The 23,690-nt window shown below is 38.1% G+C and carries 20 protein-coding genes and 3 pseudogenes; 8 read left to right on the top strand and 15 right to left on the bottom strand.

Translation table 11 applies throughout. The features are described 5' to 3' along the window. Both purE and I6F53_RS10605 read right to left on the bottom strand, forming a co-directional pair. Positions 1-483 (bottom strand): 5-(carboxyamino)imidazole ribonucleotide mutase, encoded by a 483-nt coding sequence (gene purE / locus I6F53_RS10600; protein ID WP_002962540.1) that lies wholly within the window; start codon positions 481-483, stop codon positions 1-3. 351 nt (positions 484-834) lie between these two features. After that, the gene (locus tag I6F53_RS10605) at positions 835-2,424 is read right to left on the bottom strand and encodes an ABC-F family ATPase (RefSeq protein ID WP_197239525.1); all 1,590 of its coding nucleotides are present in this window, start codon (positions 2,422-2,424) and stop codon (positions 835-837) included. A 905-nt stretch (positions 2,425-3,329) separates the two neighbouring features. Between I6F53_RS10605 and I6F53_RS10610 the strand changes: the two genes are divergently transcribed. Next, positions 3,330-4,538, top strand: a complete 1,209-nt coding sequence (locus I6F53_RS10610; protein ID WP_197239502.1) for a porin — start codon at positions 3,330-3,332, stop codon at positions 4,536-4,538. A 576-nt stretch (positions 4,539-5,114) separates the two neighbouring features. On the opposite strand, the gene I6F53_RS10615 is transcribed toward I6F53_RS10610, so the two are convergent. The 3 genes from I6F53_RS10615 to I6F53_RS10625 form a co-directional block, all read right to left on the bottom strand. After that, positions 5,115-5,996 (bottom strand): alpha/beta hydrolase, encoded by an 882-nt coding sequence (locus I6F53_RS10615; protein WP_197239504.1) that lies wholly within the window; start codon positions 5,994-5,996, stop codon positions 5,115-5,117. Positions 5,997-6,031: 35 nt separating this feature from the next. Then, positions 6,032-6,643: a MarC family protein gene (locus I6F53_RS10620; protein WP_197239505.1), complete on the bottom strand. Its 612-nt coding sequence runs from the start codon at positions 6,641-6,643 to the stop codon at positions 6,032-6,034. Positions 6,644-6,811: 168 nt separating this feature from the next. Beyond that, positions 6,812-7,294, bottom strand: a complete 483-nt coding sequence (locus I6F53_RS10625; RefSeq protein ID WP_197239507.1) for a GNAT family N-acetyltransferase — start codon at positions 7,292-7,294, stop codon at positions 6,812-6,814. Between the two features lie 106 nt (positions 7,295-7,400). Between I6F53_RS10625 and I6F53_RS10630 the strand changes: the two genes are divergently transcribed. Then, positions 7,401-7,601, top strand: coding sequence for a hypothetical protein (locus tag I6F53_RS10630; RefSeq protein ID WP_002962626.1), 201 nt, complete (start codon positions 7,401-7,403; stop codon positions 7,599-7,601). Positions 7,602-7,661: 60 nt separating this feature from the next. Here I6F53_RS10630 and I6F53_RS10635 read toward each other — a convergent pair whose 3' ends face one another. Then, complete coding sequence (locus I6F53_RS10635; RefSeq protein WP_166420301.1) at positions 7,662-7,856, bottom strand: CPXCG motif-containing cysteine-rich protein; 195 nt, start codon at positions 7,854-7,856, stop codon at positions 7,662-7,664. 288 nt (positions 7,857-8,144) lie between these two features. Here I6F53_RS10635 and msrA point away from each other — a divergent pair, with 288 nt between their 5' ends. Further along, complete coding sequence (gene msrA / locus I6F53_RS10640) at positions 8,145-8,744, top strand: peptide-methionine (S)-S-oxide reductase MsrA (protein ID WP_197239508.1); 600 nt, start codon at positions 8,145-8,147, stop codon at positions 8,742-8,744. 68 nt (positions 8,745-8,812) lie between these two features. Here the strand turns inward: msrA and I6F53_RS10645 are convergent, their stop codons facing one another. Continuing rightward, positions 8,813-9,052: a hypothetical protein gene (locus I6F53_RS10645; RefSeq protein WP_197239509.1), complete on the bottom strand. Its 240-nt coding sequence runs from the start codon at positions 9,050-9,052 to the stop codon at positions 8,813-8,815. Positions 9,053-9,308: 256 nt separating this feature from the next. On the opposite strand from I6F53_RS10645, the gene I6F53_RS10650 reads away from it, so the two are divergent. Next, complete coding sequence (locus tag I6F53_RS10650; RefSeq protein WP_197239510.1) at positions 9,309-10,223, top strand: 2OG-Fe(II) oxygenase family protein; 915 nt, start codon at positions 9,309-9,311, stop codon at positions 10,221-10,223. Positions 10,224-10,289: 66 nt separating this feature from the next. Here I6F53_RS10650 and I6F53_RS10655 read toward each other — a convergent pair whose 3' ends face one another. From I6F53_RS10655 to I6F53_RS10675, 5 genes are all read right to left on the bottom strand, one after another. Further along, complete coding sequence (locus I6F53_RS10655; protein ID WP_197239512.1) at positions 10,290-12,401, bottom strand: TonB-dependent siderophore receptor; 2,112 nt, start codon at positions 12,399-12,401, stop codon at positions 10,290-10,292. A gap of 15 nt (positions 12,402-12,416) precedes the next feature. Beyond that, the gene (locus I6F53_RS10660; RefSeq protein ID WP_197239513.1) at positions 12,417-13,739 is read right to left on the bottom strand and encodes a DUF3526 domain-containing protein; all 1,323 of its coding nucleotides are present in this window, start codon (positions 13,737-13,739) and stop codon (positions 12,417-12,419) included. Beyond that, entirely contained in the window at positions 13,736-15,184 is a 1,449-nt protein-coding gene (locus I6F53_RS10665) for an ABC transporter permease (RefSeq protein ID WP_197239514.1), read from the bottom strand. The genes I6F53_RS10660 and I6F53_RS10665 overlap by 4 nt, the downstream gene beginning before the upstream one ends. Beyond that, positions 15,184-15,984 carry an ABC transporter ATP-binding protein gene (locus I6F53_RS10670; protein ID WP_197239515.1) on the bottom strand — a complete coding sequence of 267 codons (801 nt, stop codon included), beginning with the start codon at positions 15,982-15,984 and terminating at the stop codon, positions 15,184-15,186. Before I6F53_RS10670 ends, I6F53_RS10665 begins: the two co-directional genes overlap by 1 nt. 202 nt (positions 15,985-16,186) lie before the next feature. After that, positions 16,187-16,489 carry a substrate-binding domain-containing protein gene (locus I6F53_RS10675; RefSeq protein ID WP_331460777.1) on the bottom strand — a complete coding sequence of 101 codons (303 nt, stop codon included), beginning with the start codon at positions 16,487-16,489 and terminating at the stop codon, positions 16,187-16,189. Between I6F53_RS10675 and I6F53_RS20605 the strand changes: the two are divergent. From I6F53_RS20605 to I6F53_RS10695, 3 genes and pseudogenes are all read left to right on the top strand, one after another. Beyond that, positions 16,453-17,301 (top strand): annotated as a pseudogene (locus I6F53_RS20605) (YbfB/YjiJ family MFS transporter). The gene I6F53_RS10675 and the pseudogene I6F53_RS20605 overlap by 37 nt on opposite strands. 182 nt (positions 17,302-17,483) lie before the next feature. Further along, positions 17,484-18,185: a metal-dependent hydrolase gene (locus I6F53_RS10690; protein ID WP_197239519.1), complete on the top strand. Its 702-nt coding sequence runs from the start codon at positions 17,484-17,486 to the stop codon at positions 18,183-18,185. Positions 18,186-18,620: 435 nt separating this feature from the next. Then, positions 18,621-19,223 (top strand): thiamine biosynthesis protein ThiC, encoded by a 603-nt coding sequence (locus I6F53_RS10695; RefSeq protein ID WP_197239521.1) that lies wholly within the window; start codon positions 18,621-18,623, stop codon positions 19,221-19,223. A gap of 271 nt (positions 19,224-19,494) precedes the next feature. Here I6F53_RS10695 and I6F53_RS10700 read toward each other — a convergent pair whose 3' ends face one another. Further along, complete coding sequence (locus I6F53_RS10700) at positions 19,495-20,061, bottom strand: PD-(D/E)XK nuclease family protein (RefSeq protein WP_197239522.1); 567 nt, start codon at positions 20,059-20,061, stop codon at positions 19,495-19,497. A 771-nt stretch (positions 20,062-20,832) separates the two neighbouring features. On the opposite strand from I6F53_RS10700, the gene I6F53_RS10705 reads away from it, so the two are divergent. After that, positions 20,833-22,899, top strand: a complete 2,067-nt coding sequence (locus tag I6F53_RS10705) for a hypothetical protein (RefSeq protein WP_197239523.1) — start codon at positions 20,833-20,835, stop codon at positions 22,897-22,899. 181 nt (positions 22,900-23,080) lie between these two features. Here I6F53_RS10705 and I6F53_RS20610 read toward each other — a convergent pair. Together I6F53_RS20610 and I6F53_RS20615 are read right to left on the bottom strand one after the other, a co-directional pair. Next, a pseudogene (locus tag I6F53_RS20610) lies at positions 23,081-23,221 on the bottom strand (transposase); the annotation flags it as partial. A gap of 280 nt (positions 23,222-23,501) precedes the next feature. Beyond that, positions 23,502-23,690, bottom strand: a pseudogene (locus I6F53_RS20615) (transposase); the annotation flags it as partial.

Genomic DNA, 23,690 nt, shown 5'->3' on the forward strand with positions numbered 1-23,690 from the left:
TTACTCTGCAGGGTTTGGGTTAGCTAATATAGTGTCGGTTTGCGCTTTACGAAACGCTTCAATTTTTGCAAAAATTTCTGGATTTTGACACCCTAAAATTTGTGCAGCTAGTAAACCTGCGTTTGCAGCGCCCGGCTCACCAATGGCAAGCGTACCAACAGCAACACCTTTAGGCATTTGGCAAATAGATAAAAGTGAATCAACACCATTTAATGCTTTTGATTTTACAGGTACGCCCAGTACAGGAAGCGATGTAAAAGCAGCAGCCATACCCGGTAAATGCGCAGCGCCGCCAGCGCCTGCAATAATCACTTTAATACCACGTTCTGCGGCTGAACTTGCATAATCAGCAAGTAATTGAGGAGTGCGGTGTGCAGACACGACTTTAGTTTCGTACTTAATGCCAAAATGCTCTAGCATAAGTGCTGCATGTTCCATGGTTGGCCAATCTGATTTAGAACCCATAATAATGCCAACAGTCATAAATACTCCTCAGTAATGTATTTTTCAAAATAGCGGACTTATGTCCGGTTTTAGGCGGGTATTATACCCAAACGCCGTTTAATTGCGACTCACAAAAACAAAAAAAGCCATGTTTAAACATGGCTTTTTAGAATTAACGGGTAGATAACCTGAACTCTGGTTAAGAGATTTACTAACGTGTTGAATCATGGTGATATTTAAATTTATCTTCTCTAGCCAGAGATTTTCAGTGAAAACAAGGCGAATTTACGCGTCGATAGCTAGCCTATTGCAAGTAAATTCAACGCAGTTAGCGCTAAAAATAGCGGCTCGAGATAGGTTTATTATCCAGAGTTCAGGTTAAATTGCTAATTAAGCGTCTTTACTCGCTAGGTATTCTGCGTAGTTGCCTCTAAAGTCAATGATTTTACCATCTTTAACTTCCCAAATTCGGGTAGCTACCGATGATACAAATTGACGATCGTGCGATACAAACATTAATGTACCTTCGTAGGCTTCAAGTGCTAGGTTAAGCGCTTCAATAGATTCCATATCCATGTGGTTAGTTGGCTCATCCATTAACAGTATATTTGGTTTATGCATCATAATTTTACCAAACAGCATGCGGCCTTGCTCACCACCTGAAATTACTTTAACTGACTTTTTAATGTCGTTTTGAGAGAACAACATACGACCTAAGAAGCTACGAACCACTTGCTCGTCGTCGCCTTCTTGTTGCCATTGCTCCATCCACTGAAACAAGTTCATGTCGGTTGCAAACTCATCTGCGTGATCTTGCGCGTAGTAACCAATATTTGCATTTTCTGAGAACTTAAACTCACCGGCTTTAGGAGCTAAGCGCCCTGCTAATGTATTAAGTAATGTTGTTTTACCAACACCATTTTCACCAATGATAGCAATACGTTCGCCAACTTCTACTAAACCTTCAAGTCCAGAAAACAACGTATTGTCCTCAAAACCTTGCGTTAAGTTATTCATTTCAAGCGCGTTACGGAATAACTGCTTTTCTTGGTCGAAACGAATAAACGGTGTTTGACGTGATGAGGCTTTAACTTCGTCTAACTGAATTTTGTCGATACGTTTAGCGCGCGATGTAGCTTGCTTAGCTTTAGATGCGTTAGCAGAGAAGCGTGATACAAACTGTTGAAGTTCAGCAATTTGGTTTTTCTTCTTCGCGTTTTCGCTAAGTAGCTGCTCACGTGCTTGCGTTGCTGCAAACATGTATTCGTCATAGTTACCTGAGTAAATACGTAGCTCACCGTAGTCAATATCTGCCATGTGAGTACACACAGAGTTTAAAAAGTGACGGTCATGCGAGATGATTATCATGGTACAGTCGCGTTGGTTTAACACGTCTTCTAACCACTTGATGGTGTAAATATCCAAGTTATTGGTAGGCTCATCAAGTAGCATTATATCTGGGTCTGAAAACAACACCTGTGCAAGTAGCACGCGTAGTTTAAAACCTGGTGCAATTTCTGACATTAGGCCAAAGTGTTGCTCAGTACCAATACCTACGCCTAATAGAAGCTCGCCTGCTTTAGATTCAGCAGAGTAACCATCCATTTCAGCAAATTCAGTTTCAAGATCGGCTACTTTCATACCGTCGTCTTCACTCATTTCTGGTAAAGAATAGATACGGTCGCGTTCTTGTTTAATTTTCCACAGTTCTTTATGGCCCATAATAACAGTATCAATTACTGAGTATTCTTCGTAGGCAAACTGGTCTTGGTTTAGTTTAGCAACGCGTTCATTAGGATCAGTACTTACATTACCTGAAGACGCTTCAAGCTCACCACTTAAAATTTTCATAAATGTTGATTTACCACAACCATTTGCGCCAATTAAACCGTAACGGTTTCCATCGCCAAATTTTGCTGAGATATTTTCAAATAATGGTTTAGCACCAAATTGCATGGTGACATTAGCTGTACTAATAATAGCGCTACCCTCCAAGGGAGTAAGGATGTAATTAAATTGCGCGCAGTTTAAACCAAAATGGCCTGTTTTTCTATGAAAGTTTAATGGCAAGCCACGTCGTTTAAGGCAATTATTATCACTGAGCTACTCGTAATTAAAATAACAAATTAAATTTAGTGTTTTTGCAAACTGTTATTCAATTTAGATAAATTAAAATTCATAAATACATTCATAATAAACCGATATGAGTGTTTATAATTTGTTATATATATTAGGGTCTGTTGAACTTTCAAGGTTGAATTTTCAGCAGTCTGTTTGGTGTTAAGGCAAGGCAGAGTCTATGTAGTGTGGTTATTCCCCATAAATGGGCGATAACGTAGCATTAATGCCAAACAGGCGCTGCCCAAAGGGGTCTTCCTAGGGGCTATTTACTCTTTGTAGCTCGGTTTTTACTTAGCCCACTAGGTTACAAACCTCGCGCCGCGATTAAATAGCCCCTAATTTGAACAAATTTTAATCCGCAAAGATCAACAGACCCTAGAGTAAAAACACTTTTAACGTGTATGTGTGTTTACTTAACTCATTTTTGTACAACCTATAGTAATAAAAAGCTATATTTATGAAAATAAAGCAGTTTTAGAGCTTTTGCACTAGTCGCTATTTTTTAACCAAGATGAAATTAATTCAAATTAGAATTTTAACACACCACTTATTACCAATTCTTTTTACCTACAAAACAACTAAAAAAACAAACCTCAGCAACACCTGAAAAACAAAATTAACCTCTCGTGAACACCTATTAAGATTAATGCTCAGTTTTATTGAGTATTTTTCACTTTTGAGTCGTTTATCGCTTTGTTAGTCTTCAAATCTGAATTTTTACCTACGTGAAAACACTGATCAATTTACACAGGGCAACACACAAGATGAGCAAAAAATTAGCAACACTGGTTAGCGCAAGTATTGTACTAGCACCCGCAGTTTCGGCGGTAGAGCTATACAAGGATGATAAAAACACTCTAAAAGTAGGTGGTTATCTTGATGTGCGTGTAATTAATACACAAAACGAAACCGAAGTTGTTAATGGTACTTCACGCATCAACTTTGCCTTTACCCGAAAGCTTAAGAAAGACTGGACTGCCCTTGCACTCGTAGAATGGGGTGTAAACCCTGTTGGCAGCAGCGATATTGTTTACAACAACCGCTTTGAATCAATTCAAGATGAGTTTTTATATAACCGTTTAGGTTACGCAGGCCTTTCGCACGAAAAGTACGGGCAACTTACCATTGGTAAACAATGGGGTGCATGGTACGACGTAGTTTACGGCACAAATAATAGCTTTGTATGGGATGGCAATGCCGCAGGCGTTTACACTTATAATAAAGACGATGGCGCTGTAAATGGCACTGGCCGTGGCGATAAGCTAGTGCAGTACCGCAATAGTTACAACGATTTTAATTTTGCAGTACAAGCGCAGCTTAAAAACAGCGAATTTTATACCTGTGACGTAAGCGACATTTCAGAAGAAGAATGCGAAACACTTTGGAACTCAGGCGATAGCGCAGCCCAAGAAGTTGAATTTAATTACACATTTGGTGCTTCTGTTACTTATACACCAACAGATATGCTAACGCTTACTGCAGGTGTTAACCGTGGTGAGTTTGATTTAACGTTTGGCGATGGCTCTACCCGAAACGTTGAAGATTTAATTTATGGTGCAGGCATTATGTGGGGCAGCATTGAAAAGCGCGGCCTTTACGTTGCTGCTAACGTAAATAAAAACAAAAACCACGACACAGATAATATTGGTCGCTTAATTGATGACGCAATTGGCATAGAAACATTCGCATCTTACCGCTTTGATAACGATTTTCGCCCTTTTATTGCCTACAACGTGTTTGCTGCCGGTGATGATTACGTAATACAACCAAACTTTAACGCCGATCCTAACGATGTATTTAAACGCCAGTTTGCTGTTATTGGCCTTCATTACTTAATTGACGAAGACACTATTGCCTACGTAGAAGCACGTAAAGACTTTAGCGACTTTGAAAGCGATAACGACGATCAACAAGCACAAATGGAGCAGTCTGAAGATGACGGTATAGCATTTGGTTTTAGATATAAGTTTTAAATACCCGTTTAACTAAAACGACTACAACTTCCCTAAGCACAACCCTTTTAGCCCTTTTAACTTTTTAACTGGGCTTTTTTTATTCCGCTATACTTTTGAATCCCACCGACCTGTATTTTGCACTATCCCTTTGATTACCTTTTCAACAATTTAACTCTATTGCTTAGTTTAGTTTTAAAATAGAACTAAGTATGATGTGTTCTTTTAATGTAGAGCCACCAGCCAATTTATATTAATTGCATTAAGAGTGTAAAAAGATGGTGAAACTATATTGAAACTGTAAAGCACTTACACTCCTTATTGCTGATCACTTAAATGCGTAAGGGTAATTAAAACAGTAACAAATAGTGTGATATATGCTCATGGGTACTGATGGAATTCTAACTCAATACCTATAAGCTGTATATAAAAACAGTGTTTTCATTTGCTGTGCAAAAATAAATTAAACCAACTTCCCTTTGTAAGTCGTTAATAATATTAAACTAAGTAAAGTACTATAAAACTGATTCGTTATCATAAATAGATAAAACAGCGACAACTGTACGCATATACAGTTATCGCTTAAACCTACCTAACCTACTTTTTAATAAACGCACTGTAACCAGCTAATGCCTTAGCTACACTAAGAGGTGGATTGTCTGAATGCTCAGCACCTTCGTTTATAGCACTTTGCCAGACAAGGTTATTATTAGGGTTTGTTGTTAAAGCAGTCTCTAAATTATTAAATGCTTTTAACATTAACGGGTGCTCTGCTCCACCCACCGAAAGGTATAAATAAGTAGGCGACTTAACTTTGTTAGCTTGAGCCGTTAAAAACGCATCTACGTTATTAACTACAGTCATGTCGTCATACCAAGCTGCTGGGCTAAACGCAAAATAACCATTAAATAACTCAGGCTTTGTATGCAGTGTATAAAGTACAAAGCTACCACCTGCCGAAAAACCACTTAATACACGGTTATTACTAAGCTTATAATTTGTTGATAAATATGGAAGTAACTCAGTTTCGATAAATGCTAAAAACTTATCAGCTTCACCGTTTGGCTCAGGTAGTGTTTCGTGCTCTAAACGCGCTTGTGTATTTACATCTTGGCGGGCATAAGGAGGCACTAAATCGCGATTACGAGTATCTTTAAAAAATAAATTAGGGATAGACACCAATATAGCCTTATCACCTTTTTCACTCTTAGCTTGTTTTGTAAGTGCTTTATCCCATGTATCTAAATTAAAATTACCATCGGTTTTAATAATTAACGGGTACGCTTTTTTAGCATTGTAATCAGTCGGTAATCTTATAAAAACCTTACGTGATTCGTTAAGCACTTTAGAGTTAATAGTTATATCCGTATAGGCTGATACATAATGATTGTAATAATTTATCGCCAATATTCCCAAAACAAGTATAACTATCGCTAAAGCTAAATTTGTAAGATAGAGTTTTGTTATTTTTATAGCCATTTGGCATCCCCTTAAATATTTACTTTAAGAATTACTTAATCGAGCTTAACCCATTGTTTTATTTCAAGCGCAGTCATAATAAGCTCAACTGAAAACGCAGCTAAAATCATCCCCATCACACGCGTTAAAATAGACGCGCCGCCCGTTCCAATCAACTTAATTATTTTGCCCGAAAGCAGCAACAGTATTAATGTAATACCCAGTACTCCAATAGTAACAAGCGCTGTGCCTATTTGTGTAGTAATGGGGTGTATATGGTTATCGGTAAGGAGTATTACAGCCAAAATAGCGCCTGGAGTAGCTGTGGCTGGTATAGCTAGCGGAAACACAGCAATATCGTGATCGGGGTCTTGTTTAGCTTTGTTAGAATCGTTTCCAAATATCATTTGCAGGCCAAACAAAAACAATATAATTCCGCCTCCTAACTGAAACGAAACCAGCCTAATCCCCATCGCATTAAGTATTAGCTGCCCTATTAAAATAGAACCCAATAAAACGCCACCCGCATATAGCACGGTTTTAAAGGCTGTTTTACGACGTTGTTGATCAGTTAAGTGAGTAGTAAGCGCAGCAAACAGAGCCATAGTGCCTATAGGGTCAATGGTAGCCCAAATAACAAGCGCATCTTGAGATAGTTTTTCTAGCATATAAAATCCTTGTTAAGCGTTAATGTTTAATTAAACACGGGTAACAAATTCATTTGCTTACGCTTAACTATAATAGAAAGCTGTTATTTTTTGTATTTTATTTACACTTGGAGTGTGTTGACCTTTCAGGATTGAAAAAAGATAAGCACTTATAATTGCCGTCTTTAGTTAAAGTGATTTATGCCAAATAGAATGCTCTTGCAAGCTAAACCCTAACTTTATAAGTAAATTATGAGAACGTGCATTATGTGCACTCACCTCAGCCGATAAATGTTTAAGCGTAATATGCTCAAGTAGCGTTTCAATAAAACCAGTGACTACTTCAAACATTACGCCTTTATCCCAAAAGTCGGGGTGCAGCTCAAAACCTATAAAGGCACTACTTTTACAGGGTGTTAAATTATAAAGCCCACAGGTGCCCATTAACTTCCCTGTTATATTATGTTCAATTGCAACTCTAACCACTTCGCCTTCGTAATAGGCGCTTATATCATCTTGAATTAATTGTTTGATTTGTGTTTTGCTAAGCGGTGTTTCGTAGTCGTTAAATTTACTAACCTGAGGATGGTTTAAAATATCAAATAAACACGCAGCGTGTTTGTGGGTAATTAAACGAAGAGTAACGCGGTCAAGCTGTGTGGTATTAAACATTTTATTTAAGTAGTTATTTAAATTAGCTCTTTATGGGCAAGCATTATTAACTTACCATACCCTATTAACAAGCATTATCTTTAAAGCAAAAAGAGTAGATAACGTAATGAGTGACGATTTTAAAGTAATACAACCCACTACCACAGTATATTGCCCAAAACGCGGCGAAGGCTGGACCTTAACAGGCATTACTAATATTAACGAGTTTACCTCTGTAATGTTTGACGGCACACGCTACACCCTCCCGGCGCGCGAAATAGTAGAAGAGCTTTTACCAAACCAACTAGCACGCGAGCAAAATAGCTAGTTAGTTCCGTACACAATAAAAAGGCTGCAGCGTTGCAGCCTTTTTATAATTTACGCCAATTTAAAATGTATCATCTTCACTGTATACATTAACATTTAACTCATCTTCATCTTCAAATACCACAAACGAAATTGGCTTACAGCAAACTTGGCAGTCTTCAATGTATTGCTCATCAATATCTGCTGCATCAAGTAATATTTCTATACTTTCTCCACAATAAGGACAGCTTATTGATTTTTCGGTTAACTGGTTCATTTATCACCTGCTAGTTTATATCTCGAATGTTGTCACTTTAATAAACAAGCTCGCATAATACAACAGCGTATCAAATAGCGTTTATTTTGTTAAATTAACTAAAGCATGCTGTTTGCTTTAAAAGTGATCCCACTCCCGGTTTTATGCTTATAAAACCTTTTAAATGACATTACTTTGCACCATAAATAGTTAACCGGCTAAAACTATGCCACTACAATGAAATAGTATTAGCACTTGGCGGGTCTAACTTTATAAGTATTTAAACTCACACTTCAGGTGGATAATTTTATGAAAAAATCACTCGCATTAGCATTAACATCTGCCGCAATTTTGTTTAGCACGTTTACGCATGCAGCTAAAACCGAAAAAGCTGTTTTAGCTGGAGGTTGTTTTTGGTGTATGGAAAGCGATTTTGAAAAGCTAGAAGGTGTAACCGATGTAATATCGGGTTTTACTGGTGGCAAACTTAAAAACCCAACATACAATGGTAACCATAAAGGCCATTACGAGGCTGTAGAAATCACTTATGACCCGGAGGTAGTAAGCTATAAGGGCATACTTGATCATTACTGGGTTAATATTGATCCCTTTGATGCCAGAGGCCAATTTTGCGATAAAGGCCCGAGTTACTTAAGCGCTATTTTTGTAGAAAACGACGAGCAACGTAAATTAGCTGAAAAAACAAAAGCAGCTGTAGTAGCTGAGTTTCCTAATCAAACCGTGGTTACACCTATACTAAACGCAAGTACCTTTTACCCTATTAAAGGAAGGGAAAGCTTTCATCAAGATTATTACAAAAATAACCCAATTCGATACAACACCTATCGCTGGCGTTGTGGTCGCGACAGTCGTTTAGAAGATATTTGGGGCGACAGAGCAACTCATTAATCGCGTCTAGCTAGGTATTCCACTGTAAAATATTAAAAGGCTGATTTAATTATTAGTTTTTTAATATTTTAGTCATTTCGAGCTTCTTTAATAAATCTATATCTAAATTCAGATAAATAACCAACAATGCTAACAAGCAAAGCAGAATTAAAATCACCATTCACAAGCTGTGTCCAAACATTTCCCTCTCCATTAAAGCTAATGTAAAAAACCATAATAAAAGCTAGAAAGGCTGAAGCTTTATACATCCAAGAATACTCACCAAAAAATTTCTGAACCACACTTTTCTCTTTTAGTTTATCTTCCACAATAAATCTCCATTTTATATTGCTATTAAGTCATGCCTCTAACATAGGCAATATGAATTTATAGTAATGGTTTATTTATTCACCGTCTATTTCATAAAGCATTTGTTAGCTTAACTTGAGATGCTTAGTTTCGAGTTCATTATCAATAAATAGCATATTCTGTTTCCTAAAGTAGGTTGTTTATCTACTAAAATAAATATAATAAATTGCACTCCTAGATTGATACAAACCAATTCAACAACTGGAGTTACACAATATGTCTACCAATCAATTACAACTGGCACATGCTCTAGATTTACCATCGAGAACAGCCATGTTAAACCGTGACCACTCGGTACAACAGTTTTGGTACAACAACGACGACCTAATTACAGACGCGTGGAAAGAATGGGAAGCAAGCGAAATTGACCCTCCTACATTCACGCTAGACGATTCATTACTCGATAAAGATTTACGCGAAGCCGTACAACAAGCATGGCAAGACCCATCTAAAGAGCATTTAGTAAAAGCGCTTTTAGAAGAAGTGGCTCCTGATGTGTTTCAGTTTCAATTTTTTGACCCTGAGCGCCTAGCCGTTTTACGTGGCTACCTTGAACAAGTATGGAACTCTAACATTCCTATGCGCCCGCCATACGGTATTGTATTAAACCGCCGTGGTGCCATGCTCGACAAACGTTCAGAGGGCTATTTAGCAGCGCCAAGTTTTCAAGCATTTTATAACGAAATGCTAAACACTTATATGCGCCCTATTTCGCGTTTATTGTTTCCTGAAATAATTGGCTACGATATGCAAACATTTGGATTCTCTATTTACTACGATCCAAGTACAGATGCGTCTATTCGCCCACATACTGATGCATCGGCGGTAACGTTAAATATTAATTTAAATTTACCGGGTGAGGAGTTTACAGGTTCTGAGCTTGATTTTTACGACCAAGTAAATGGGAGCGTAATACAACTTGGCTTTAAACCAGGCACCGCAATGATACACCGAGGCAATGTACCTCACGCGGCAAAACCTATTACCAGTGGCGATAGAACCAACTTTGTATTATGGCTGTTTGGCGATCGCGGTCGTTTACCAGCTCAAGGTGCACAACGATCTGAAATAGAAGCTAAAGAGCGTTGGAGTACACCTGTTACAACACCTGATGGCTATGCACCATTTTAAGTAAGCGCTTTTAAAGCTTTAAATACAAATGGCTACCTAATTTAAGCAGCCATTTTTAGCATTCGTTTAAAACTTATATGTTGCAGAAATCCTTACGCTTCTTGGAGTGCCCGGTTGTACCCATACATCAGCAAACGAGTTTGTGTAATACGTTTCGTCAAACAGGTTATCTACCTCTGCGCGTAATCCAAATGATTTAGTTAAATCGTAATCAACAAATGCACGTGCAGTTGTGTAGCTTGGCAGTTCAAAGTCGGTACCAAAAAAGCCGTTTCGTGAACCTACATAAACTAAACCACCACCAAATTTAATGGCTTTACCGTATAACTCTGCCGATTTAACCAGTTGTAAACTAAACTGATGCTCAGGAATATTTAATAAAGAACTTCCCGCTTCTACTGTGTAGCCAAAGTTAGCATCAAAAAATGAGTTTTCAATCGTTGCATCAACATACGCATACGATGCCCAAATATCGAGAGTGTCGGTCAGTTCACCGTTTATATCAATTTCAAAGCCTTTACTTTGCGCTTCACCAATAGCAGCAAAGCTAAACGCTGTTGGGTCGTTTACTACTAGCATGTTGTCTTGCTCTACTTTAAATACAGCAATGGTGCCAAACAGCGCGCCATCGTTTAAAGTAAACTTAACACCAACCTCAGATGACGTAGACTGATTTGGCTCAAACCCATCTCCGTTTGAATCAGTACCCGATAAAGGCCTAAAGTTTTCACCATAAGCCGCATAAACAGATACAAACTCACTTGCCTCATATACAACACCAAACTGCGGGCTAATACGCGATTCGCTTTGTTTAGATTGAGTATTAGATAAACGGTTATTAAGTGTTTGTTCGTAGTCATCAAAACGGGCACCAACACGTATATCTAGCTTATCGGTTAGGCTTATTTGGTCTTGTATAAACACACCTAACGATTCCTGTATTTCTACCTTGTCGGTATTGTCTGTTGGCGTTGGTAACTCATATGCACCATACTCAGGGTTATATACATTTATAAACTGATCACCTTTTACACGAAGCACAACTTGATCATTTTCAAACTTATCTGAATCAACACCCATAATTAAACGATGCTCTAACCCAGCAATCTCTGAATGACCGGTTACTTCTGCACGGTATACTTGGTATGTAGCGTCGTAATCGCGGTAGCGTCTAAAACGATTTACTTCGCCATCTACTACACCATCAAAGCCTGTTTCGGTTGCAAAACCTTCAAGCGATGTATCACGGTAGTTAGCGCCCAGTAATACGCTCCAATTATCATTAAAGTCATGAACAAACTCTAATTGATGGCCAAGTACGTCAGCCTCTATTGGGCCATCACCTGGCTCGCCTAAAAAGCGGCTTTCTGGTATTAAGCCAAGCTCGCCGTCTATTGCTAATGCACCTCTATCAAACGGAACTTCTTGGTCGCTATATTCAAGCTCGTAAATTAGTTGGCTATTGTCGTCAATGTTCCACGTAATTGATGGGCTAAAGCCTTGTTTAGTTGTTTCTATGGTATCGCGAAAGCTTTTTGCGTCTTCATAAAAACCAACCAGTCTAATTGCTACGTCGTCGCTAAGGGGCGTTGTGTAATCCACATCGGCGCGGTAAGTATCAAAGCTGCCTATACTGAGTTTTAGCTCGCCGCTTGTATCAAACGTTGGGCGCTTAGTAACAAGGTTTACTGTCCCGCCTGGCTCACCTCTGCCAAATAATGCAGCACGTGGACCTTTTAGCACTTCAACCGATTCAATACCCGACAAATCACGCGAGCCACCAAAACCACGCCCTGCGTTAAAGCCATTTACTAAATAGTTACTTGGCAGGTTTTCGTCGCCTACAAAGCCGCGTAGCGCAAAGCTATTCCAAAGCCCACCAAAGTTATTTTGACGCGCAACCGATGCCGACAAATCTAGCGCTTGGTTTAAATCTATTGCACCTGCGTTTTCAAGTGCTTCTAAATCTATTTTCAGCTCTGATTGTGGAGTTTCTAAAGGGCTAAAATTACCTTGGTATGCTTGACGAGAGCCTGTAACCGCTAAATGCTCAATAGGCTCTTTAGCATTGTTTTTAGCGCTAGTGCTCTCATTAGCTTCAATAGCGTGGCTTGCAAACATACTTGCTAAGCAGGCACTAATATAAGTGAGCTTAAGCCCTTTTTTATTGGTATTCATGATAAACCTTGTTGATTAGTTAGCTGATAAATTTTGTTCTGGCTGAGCCAAAACATTACTTAGCTTTTTTTGTTCATTAAGTATGGTTTTGCTAAAGCTTGGCATATTTTCAAGCGCTGCTTTAGGTGGGTTACCTTTTACAAATAACCACGGGTAGTAAAACGTCCGTAAGCTTTTATGAAATCCACGCATTTGCGATTCATACCTAAATGCTGCTACGGCATCTGTTTTAGCCATTCGTGTTAAACCACGTTGAAGTAATAATGGTGGTGATAGCCACGATACAAATCCGGCTAATGAATACTTTTTACGTGCTGCGTCTTGGTAAGCGTGTGATAGCTTCGCCGCTTTTTCATCACCCACTTGCTGAAATGCGTAGTACCATTTCCATTCAAACTCACTTTGCATGTCGGTGTAGTTTGTCCACTTTGGGTGATTTGCCACAAAGGCGTCCATGGTTATTTGCTTTGGAATATCCCACGCACCATTAACAGCTTCTCGCTGGGTAAGCACAATGTCGCCACCTTTTGGCGAATGCACCGCTTTGTTTATCGCTAAATCACCTAAAATAGGAATAATAAACGCAACTAACACCCAAAAACTTATTAAGGTTGAGGCAACACGTGGCGCACTACTGGCATTTTTGCCCCACCACACACTCAATAACGTCCAAAAAGCCAAGTAAATAACACATATAAAAGTAATAAAGCCAACATCACCCAGTACTGAGCTACTAAGAAAAGCGCCTACATAAAATGGCAACATTAAGCATATTATTACCGCTATAAACCTGACCGTTATACGTGCGCCCCACAGCGCAAAGTACGATTTAGCCGTAGTTACCAGCAAATCGTGCCTGCCACTGGTGCGCTCACGAGCAAATAGGTCATGAAATAATAAAATAATCACTAATGGCGCTAAAGCACTTAATACAAATACAAAATCAATTTTACCGGCTTGAGCAAGCTCTGCATTTTGTGCATCGCTTTCGTATATTTGCCCCTCTAGCGCAAGTAAGTTTAAGCGGTGTTTCCACGGGTAAATATCGCGCTCGCCTAAAGCAGCAAATGCTAAATTTGAAGGCGATGAATACGTTAAATGAAAACTGTAATAAGCAAGCGAGCCTGCATCATCGTACTTATGCTGTACATTAGTTAAGTCCGTTAAATCGGCTGTTTTTAAGCGCTCAATAGTTTGCTTTTGCTGTGTTACTTCGCTAAGTCCGCTATAAACGGCAAATCCCGACATAACAAACGTACATACCAGTAATACCACTAAGTATTTTTGACGAAGTAAAAAACGCCATTCACGCACAAGTTGTTTTAATAGGTAACTCATAACAAACGCCTCCCTACAAATTTAATACCGCCTAACAACACTGCAATCCAAAGTAGTAGCTGTAAAAAAGCAGGTATACTTCGCTGCGTTCTTACTTCTGGAGTGTCTACATTAAAGGTAAAGTCTTGCAGTATTTGCCAATTTTTAGCACTTACACGTGCCTTTTGGGTTGCTGCAGTATCGGCATTTCGGTTCATGTCGTCTTGGTAGCTAAGTTTTTCTACATGAACTTTATTAAGCCCTTGTACAAAATCAAAGCGCAGCTGCTCGGTTTCACGTAAAAAACGATGATGCGTTTCAATACTCGTTCCCACTACAATCATTGATAACGATCGAATTGCCACCATAGGTGAAACCCAGCCAAAATAACGCGACACCTTTGTTTGGTTAAGCTCAGCTTGCATACGCTGCTGTGCAAACTTATTGAGTACGCTAGTTAGCTTAGCCTCAGATTCGCTTGCCACTAGCCCTCTAAAATTAACGGGTAGATCATCAATGCTGCTCACGTTGTATTTAGTAAGGAGTGATTGTTTAAATTGCTTAAATGCGGGGTCGTTTGTGTTGTGGCCGTCACCTAGTTTTCTAAGCTCGGCTTTTACAGCAAAGTCGGTTTCTATTTTGCCTGCTGACGGTACAGCCGTTGAAGCCGTTGTACTCGCTACTCGTGGCATTACAATACACAGTAAAATCCATACAAACGCGAGTGCTGTAAAGCTGCCGCTGTTTTTACTAAACACGCTTGATGCCAATAGAATAAGCAGTACCCACACAGTTAAATATAAAGCGTAGCCAAACACAAAGCTTGCCACAGCAAGTAACCCTTCGCCTGAGCCAAGTGTAAATAAAGCCGATACCGTAAGCGGAATTAAAATTAATCCTACAACCGACATTAATGCAAGCCCTTTACCTGCAATGAGTGTTGCGCCCGATGTACCTTGCGATAACAAGTAAGATAACGTTTGCGACTCACGCTCGCGGCTAATAGCGCTATAACCAATTAATATCAGTAATAACGGTGCAAGTGTTTGTACAATAAATGCAGGGGTTAAACTGCCTAATTTGGTTAATGCTGTACCTTGGCGGCTATCTGCAAACATTGCGCTGTTTTGTCTGTGCCCTTCTAAAAATATTGAGTTGCCCGTGTAGGCATCAATACCTGGGTCGAGTGTACTCAGTGGCGAAGGTGTTCTGAAAGCATAATGCCCATAATGCACCATTCTGTGCGGGTGGCGGTCGGGCTGATCAACAAAGCTTTGCTCAGCGCTTGTTTGCATTTCGTGGCGAGTATGGCTTAGCTCCATCATAGTAATAGCGGTAACAATTACCGACGCAAGCGTGAGCACTAAACCAATAGCAAGTAAGGTCATTGCAAGTTTTGAGCGAAGCCAATAGCGCCACTCATCCTTTGCAACTATAACCACCTTTGAAAAGTTATTTATGCTCATTACGCGCCTCTTTGCGCAAAAGCTGCGTGGACTTGTTCGGTATCAATACGGCCATTTTGTGGTGCGTCAAATTCGCCCACCAGCTCACCGCCTCTTAATAAACCAATACGATTAGCCACTTGGCATGCGCCGTATACATCGTGCGTCACCATTAAAATAGTCGCTCCCGTTAATGCAAGCTCACGCACAAGTTGGTTAAACTCGTCAATTGCAACAGGGTCTAAGCCCGACGTAGGCTCATCAAGTAAAAGTATCGGTGCTTCACGTAAAATGGCTAATGCAATCGCTGTTTTTTGTCTCATGCCTTTTGAGTAGGTTTGCATGTGGCGATCCCACGCAGCTTGTTGCAAGGCTACGCGATTAAACGCGGCATTAATTTGCTCGTCTGATTTTTTAATATCAGCAAGTGATAAAAAATACGCTACGTTTTCGCGTGCTGTTAAATGCGGGTATAACGTTGCCGACTCGGGTAAATACGCGGTTTTACCACGTACAAAATCAAGCGCTTGTGTTACCTCTTTACCTGCTACTTTTACCGAGCCTTCGGATGGTTTATTAAATCCAAGTAACGTTTTTAAAGTGGTTGATTTACCCGCACCATTACCACCTAGTAGCGCGTAAATTTCGCCCGAGCCCACGCTAAAGTTTAAGTTTTTTAAAATTGCGTTGTTTTTAATGCTAAAACAAAGCGAGTCCACTTCAATAATGGCATCGCGATTATTGTGTGTACTACTAACGGGTTGTTTAGGGATTTGTGATTCTATTGGTGATGTTTTATTAATTGCGGTAGGTGTTGTCACACTAAACTCTATATGGGGAATCAGAATTTGTGAATGTTATACTATATCAAACATTAATTGCAACAATATAACATTGCCAATGTTAATAAATACGTAAATTTAACGCTATTAAGTAAAATTGATGTACCAAACGCTAATTTAAGCCAAGCTGTTAAGTGTAATTAATTAGCCTTTAGGTTTGCCCCCCTATTTAGTTTTTGTCCTATTTAATTTGTAATAGTTCTGCTAAAGCGAGTACGCCAGGCTCCAAAGGGCAATCTTTTCTATAAACAATCGAAAGCTCCACATGCTTAGGGCCAAAGCTAACAGGGTTTATACACAGCGGTTTTTCGTACCGGCTTCCTATAACCATGTTTTTACCCATAATTGTGTAACCTAAACCCGCTGATACACACCCTAAAACACCATCTGCACTACTCATAATCATTAACTCTTCATTAGTGCGCCCTGCTTTTTGTTGCCATACAAGTGCATGTTTTCGATAACCACACCCCTCGTCTCTCACAAATAATACAGGGTAATTTAAAATGGCTTGTAAATAATAATCATCGCGCAGAGCTAGACATTCACTTTGCCGGAGCAGGCATCAGTATTGTTGTTACCTCACTACTCGTACAGTCAATGCTAGCCACAAATAGTAACTGGCAACAACAATGGATAGCGTTAGCCATTTTGGCTGCAATTATTGCAATACCAGCATGGCGGTGGATGCCACGCTCCAGCGCTCATGGGCAAATAAAAATAACTAAAAAAGCCAACCCACCAAGTAAAACGTTTAAATTATTTATGATGCTAGCCTACTTTTGCGCAGGATATGGCTACGCCGTAAGCTCTACTTTTATTGTTGATATTGTAGAGCGTGTTGAAGGCCTAAAAGGACAAGGTAGCATTGCTTTTTTATTAGTGGGGCTTGCAGCAACACCCGCCGCATTAATATGGGACTCAATAGCACGGCGTACTGGATTTATTAAAGCTTTAATAGCCGCATAAACTTTACTTTTAATTGGTATTATTTTGCCCGCTATTAGCGATACGCTCCCCGTAATTATAATAAGTACCCTACTGTTTGGAGGCACCTTTATTGCTTGTGTAAGCCTTGCTTTAACGATGGCGGGTAACTTTTATCCTAGTAACCCTGCAAGATCTATTGGCACGATGACCCTAGCCTACGGCGACGCACAAATAATAGCGCCTATACCAAGTGGATGCCTGCTGGAATATTTTGGTAACTATAATATGGCGCTTTATTTATCAGCATTCATAGTAATGATTGGTACTTGGTTTTTGTTTGGGCTTTTAAAAAAGCCTTTACTATAAACATAAGTAGCGCAGGTAAAGTAAATAAAAAAAATTACCGCTAAAAGTGGCTGCTAAAAATAGCAGCCATAAATAAATTTATTATCCAAGCTCACGCTATTTTAAGCCCACCTTTAAAGTAAATTGAACAATTAAGTTTTTGATTGTTAGAATGCCCCCCTATTTTCCAATCAAGAGACACAATGGCAAACTTCAATACTCATCTTAATACTGCGCTAATCATCACAGGCTTAACCTCAGCCACCTTATTATCTGCAGGCCATATTGATTTAAAGGACGCGCTCTGGTTATGGTTTTTAGGCTCAATCGGCGGCTTATTACCCGATATAGATTCAGATAACTCCACATCACTCGATACTATTTTTAACTTATTTGCACTCAGCGCTGTATTACTGGTACTGCATTACATAACAACCGAGCTCATTATTACAATTAGTTTTATTGAGTTAATCGTAGTGCCGTTATTGGTTTACGGATTTATGAAATACATTATTAGACCCATTTTTGAATGGGTAACAGTACACAGAGGCAGTTGCCACTCTTTACTATTTATACTGTTATGCGCGCTATTAACAACGCAAGTAGCATGGAAACTGAATGACCAATCAACAGCACAAGCAGCCACTTTTGCCTGGTTAACAGGTGGATTTATTTTACTAGGCGGGTTAATTCATTTATTGCTGGACGAAATTTACAGCGTCGATTTAAGCAATGTCACCATTAAACGATCTTTTGGCACCGCTATGAAAATAGCTGACTTCGATAATAAATTAATTACGCTAGCTTCGATTATTGCCATTGCAGGTTTAATCTATGTAGCCCCGCCTACACAACAAACTATTATAGCGTTAAGTGATTGGTCTCAATTCATATTTTTCTCTTAAAAAGTAGATATGTAGGTATGTAATAATCCCTTTTACCGCATAGTGACTTCACATAGTTACAATTGCCCTATTCAATAAGTGGCTTTTTAAATTTGGTGTAAAAAGCTACTTATTCGTAGTGTAGTGACATAGTTAATGCCCTTTTAGTCATTGAAAGTTAATTCACAATGAATAATGAGACGTTTCGCTTTTAGAAGGCATACATGGCTTAAATAAAAACAGTTTTACAATTTAATTTTGATTTAAAAAATAAAAGCTTTAGCCTATTTGTTATTAATTATTATTTTTATAAGTTTAGTGAAATTATTAAATAGTTTCGCCTGTCTTATATCTGCAAGTATGAGCGCTATTTATATGAAAATTTCATCTGATTGATGTATTCAGAGCTATTGCATCTTTTTAAAGCGTCAAATATAAAATTATAAGAGGTAAATAATGGAATTTACGAATAAACGCACCATCCTAATTTCAGCATCTTTATTGTTAGTGTTGGCCATATCACAGGCTATTTCTTCTGCCCTTTATAGTGCAGAAATTAGCTTTTCAAGGCAGTTTTCATGGGGGCTAGAAGCACTAGTATTTACTGTGCTTGCTGCCTTTGCTGGTACAGCAATGGTACAAGCAAAACATTCTCAACTAGGATGGTCGGCTATCGCCTTTAGTGCGGTACTTAACCTAGTACAGGTAAGTATTGGCCTTACATTGTTTTCTACATTTGGAAAAGTAGCGGGTACCGTAGAAGGCGCACAACCTTTAATTGGTGGCGTGGTTTCTTTGTCATTCATGATTTACTACGCAGCTAAAGTATTATTAGGACTAGCAGCACTTGTTTTTGGCCTGTCTTACTTAGCTAAAGGTGGCAAAGCCATTGGCGGGCTTACAGCCTTAGCAGGCGGAGTTGCCATGCTTGCCAATGGTATTTTAATTACCTTTGGCCGTGATGGATTTCTTCCATCAGCTGTTGCTGGCGCTTCAGGTATGATTGCAACGTTACTTTTAGCGATATGCTTAATAAGCCTTTACCGCAAACAAAACTAAGGCTTAATACCTTTCAAGTAAGCTATTCATTTGAATAAAGTATAAACATCGGCATGTATTAGATATTCTAATTCGCCGATGTTTTATGTTTAAAGCATTCGCCTAGCGTACCTCAAGTTAATGCCTACTTTCGTAAACTAAGATTAATTCACAAAGAGGATATGAGGCGCTGCGCTTTTAGAGGGTAAAAATAGCTAATATCAAAACCTTTTAACCAATTTATGTTCTGATGTATGAAGTCAACATTTGACCCCTTTAGATTCTTATTTCCCTAATTAATACCTTTAGATTCAATAGCATTGAAGATGTCTTCCCATTTCATAGCAAAAACTTTAACACCTTCAACGTTGTCGATTACATTCTGCATTTCACTTAAATACCAGCCTTTAGACAAAAATAACTCTGAAGTAAGAACTATCAATATTTTGTTTTTAAAACCACTTTTCTCAAGGAACTTTGCTTGCCTTATAAGCTGAGTAGCAGCGCTTGTAAATTTACTTCCAATTTTATTTTCGATTAACACGATTGTATTTTCGCTTTTAGAAAACGAAAGTAAATCTGCAGGCATCTGCCCCCATATATCTACAGTTTCTGAATCTGAAAAAAGAGGATATTCACAATAAAATGGGGTTGAGCAATTAATATATTCTGAAGAACAAAGTTTGTCAGATAAATATGGAATTGAATAAAGGTTAACACTACCCCAGTCAATAGAGCTATTTGCATGATGATAGGCCAATAACGAGCTCAACTCTGTCTCATTACTCGCTTTAAGACCTGTAATTGGATCTACCATTTCATTAGGAATACTTTGGATGAATTTTCTTTTTGTTGTCAATTGAAGACTCCTTGCCTTAAAAATTAATCGTTCAGTAGATTAATTCTTTATTTCCTCTGAGGTTAATCTCAAAAACATTAAATGTAAAAGGCTGCTTAATTTAAGCAGCCTTTTTAATAGCCTGTAGAACATGGACAACTTATAAAATTGCCCAATCTAAAGTCTCTGCTAGTTTTGCGTATTCTCAATAGGCCAATCTTTATGGAACAGACCAAACTAGACAGCCACATTTATTGAACAAACAAAACTGTGACACTAAATTTGCTCTTCAAGTTCAAAATTTATCTTTTATTGCTGGGTACTTTATTTCATCCGTTAAATAAGTAATTAGCCCTATTAAACCTAAATTACACGCATGAAAATAACTGCATAATACAGTTGTGATTTATTACTGAATAGTTTTACTGAGTAGCTTAAATTTTATGCGAGTAGCTTTTCGTAATTGCTGATATTTTCTTGTCGTGACGCATACTGAGTAAATTGCACCTTTGGTTGATAGTTAATTGTTTACAATGTATCTTGGCTAGGTATTTATTGAATAGAGCTATTTTTTTAAAGAAGTTTTATTGCTCTATTCAGATTTAAAATATTGACTTTAATTATTAATATAAATTAACAGCGAGTAGTTGAAATTATAAAAAATCGCTGTTAATTAATGATTTATGTCAGATGGAATAGAAAAATTAATGGAAGAAATAAAAAGGATAAAAAAGAAATAGAGGATTTTCTTATATGGAAATAATTACAACATCTAAACATCCGAGATACTATATGATAAACAAGCAAAAAAATTATTCAATGCTATATAAAGCATTAATTATCGCTCTACCAATACTTACAGCTACTTTTACAAGTAATGTAATAGCGGCTACAAATAAAGTTAACGTTGATGTTAATTTAGATACTAAACATCGTATCGGTAATATTCAAAGTTTCAATCGTGAAAAGTTTATTTCGTTACATTCAGCACCAACTGAAAATGATTGGAATGATGATAGCAAAGGTAATAATGAATTAGATGATTTGATCGGAAAATTCATCAAAGGTTACGACGTATATTTTGGTCGTGATACAGGGTATATGAAAAACCAACTTTTTGGTCAAGCACAAGATAACATCCGTTCAGGTTTTATTGACGAATCAACCGCAACAACTCTAGGGAAAGCAGCAGTAAATACCTTTGAAAAAAGCACTCAGACCAGATTCGTTAATGGTAGACGTTTTAAAAATAGATCAGAAAATATGGTTGTTGCAGGTCAAGTTCACCCGTATTATCCTGATGGTACTAACATTGGCAATACTGGTTGGGCTTTCTCACAAACAGATACAGCGCAAGAGCCACTTGGTACAGCAACAGGTCACTATATGGGCCAGTTCTTAAAAAATTACTTTGCGCAAAGTAATACTGCAGTAGGTCATCCAAAACCTGCGTTTATAGAGGTAGTTAACGAACCTCTTTACGATCTTAATATCGATCCTAAAGATGGCAGAGCAAAAGCTCCTATTTCTGATATTTTTAGTTACCACACCAGTGTCGCTAAAGAAGTTCGTAAAACAAATAACGAAAAGTTAAATAAAGGCGTTAAAATTGCTGGATATACCACAGCATTCCCTAATTATGATTGGGATAACTTCCAACGCTGGGAAGACAACGATAAATTATTTATCGACACGGGAGGCAAAGATATGGATGTTTTTTCAATTCATTTATATGATTTTCCTACTCACCCACGCGGCGAAGAATATAGACGTGGTAGTAATGTTGAAGCAACCCTTGATATGTTAGAGCAATATTCAACGATTAAGTTTGGTCGAGTTAAACCATTATTAATCTCTGAATATGGTGCTTCGGTGCATTCATTACGTAATAAACCATGGACGCATGTTCGCGATGCTGAAAAATTACGTGGTTATAATGCGTTATTAACACAATTTTTAGAACGCCCTAATGTTATTGCTAAAGCTATCCCATTTATTCCAGTGAAAGCTGAATGGGGTAGACATGGTGATACCGGTTACCCATATGAAAACCGTTTAATGCGTCAAAATTTTGAGAAAGCAGGTCAAACAGGTACACAATGGGTATACACTGATTTAGTGAAGTTTTATCAATTATGGTCGAATGTTCGAGGTACGCATGTTGATAGTTGGGCATCAGATTTAGATATAATGGTTGATGCGTATGTGCAAAATAATAAAGCACACATCATCATGACGAGTTTAGAGTTTGAAGATACTGATGTTTCATTGAAAGCATTGGGTATTACGGGTAACTCGGTTAAATCAGTTCAAATAAAAACGTTATCTTACGATAATAATAACCATGCGTTATTGGAAACTAAAAACCTAACGAGTGTGCCAGGTACCGTATTTTTACCGAAAGAAAGTACTAAGATTATGACCATTACTTATCAAAACAAGATAAACATTGATAAAGTAAATCAAGAAACAAAGTATTACGCAACAACTTATAAAAAGCCGATTAAGGCGAATAGTAGTTTATTATTTAATATTAAAAATGTTGAAGTGGGAGCCCAAGGTGAAGCTGTATTACGCTTAGGTATGGGCCGTGCTCATGGTAAGTCTCTTGTTCCAGTTGTAAAAGTGAATGGTGTTACGGTAACAGTGCCAAAAGACTTTAGAGGATATGACCAAAAGAACGGTAAAACCCGTAACGGTCGTGCAAGCTTCTTTGGCGTGATTGAAATCCCTGTACCTCATGACATTTTACAAGGCAGTAACTGGATTAATGTCACCTTTAATGATGCGGGTGGTTTTGCCACAAGTGCAGCTTTACAAGTAATAAACTCAGACGAGAGTATTACGCGTAGACTTTAAATTTCTATTATAAGCAGTTGAGGTAAGTAGTTTAAATAAGCTTTTACTGAACATTAAAATGGTATTCATAAATTATGAATACCATTTTGTTGTTTGTAATACTTACTAAATGCATAACTAGTCGTTAACGCATAAAAAAACTTAAGCATTAATTTTTGAATAAAAAATTTAGATTGGGTGTCTTGTTAATTTTAAGCAGCTTATCTTCAACCCACCCTCGTCGATGCTCGTAAGATTGACCAGTAAAACGGTCTTCCCCACATAAAAATGCACGACGAACACACCGTGAAATACAGTGATAGTACTTTGTATCAACAACCAACTAAACTAGACAGCAACAACCAACTAAACTAGACAGCAACAACCAACTAAACTAGACAGCCACAACCAACTAAACTAGACAGCCACTTTAATTGAACAAACAAAACTGTGACACTAATATTTGCTCTTCAAGTTCAAAATTTATCTTTTATTACTGGGTCACTTTCATTTCATCTAATAAATAAGTCATTAGCATTCTTAAACCTGAATTACACGCATGAAAATAACTGCATAATGCAGTAGTGATTTATTACTGAATAGTTTTACTGAGTAGCTTAGTTTTATGCGAGTAGCTTTTCGCAATTACTGATATTTGAGCGCCGTTTCCGGTTTAGATTTTCACAGTAACTTGCTTGTGAAGTGGGCCTACCTACTGCACCATGAAATACGCGCGTAAATTGTGTGGTGAGTTTTAACCAGTTTTCGGGGGATATATTAAGTCTTTCTAGCAAAGGAAGGTTCATATTATC

Origin of the sequence: Pseudoalteromonas sp. SWN29 (genome assembly GCF_015864465.1) — a bacterium.
Classification (GTDB): domain Bacteria; phylum Pseudomonadota; class Gammaproteobacteria; order Enterobacterales; family Alteromonadaceae; genus Pseudoalteromonas.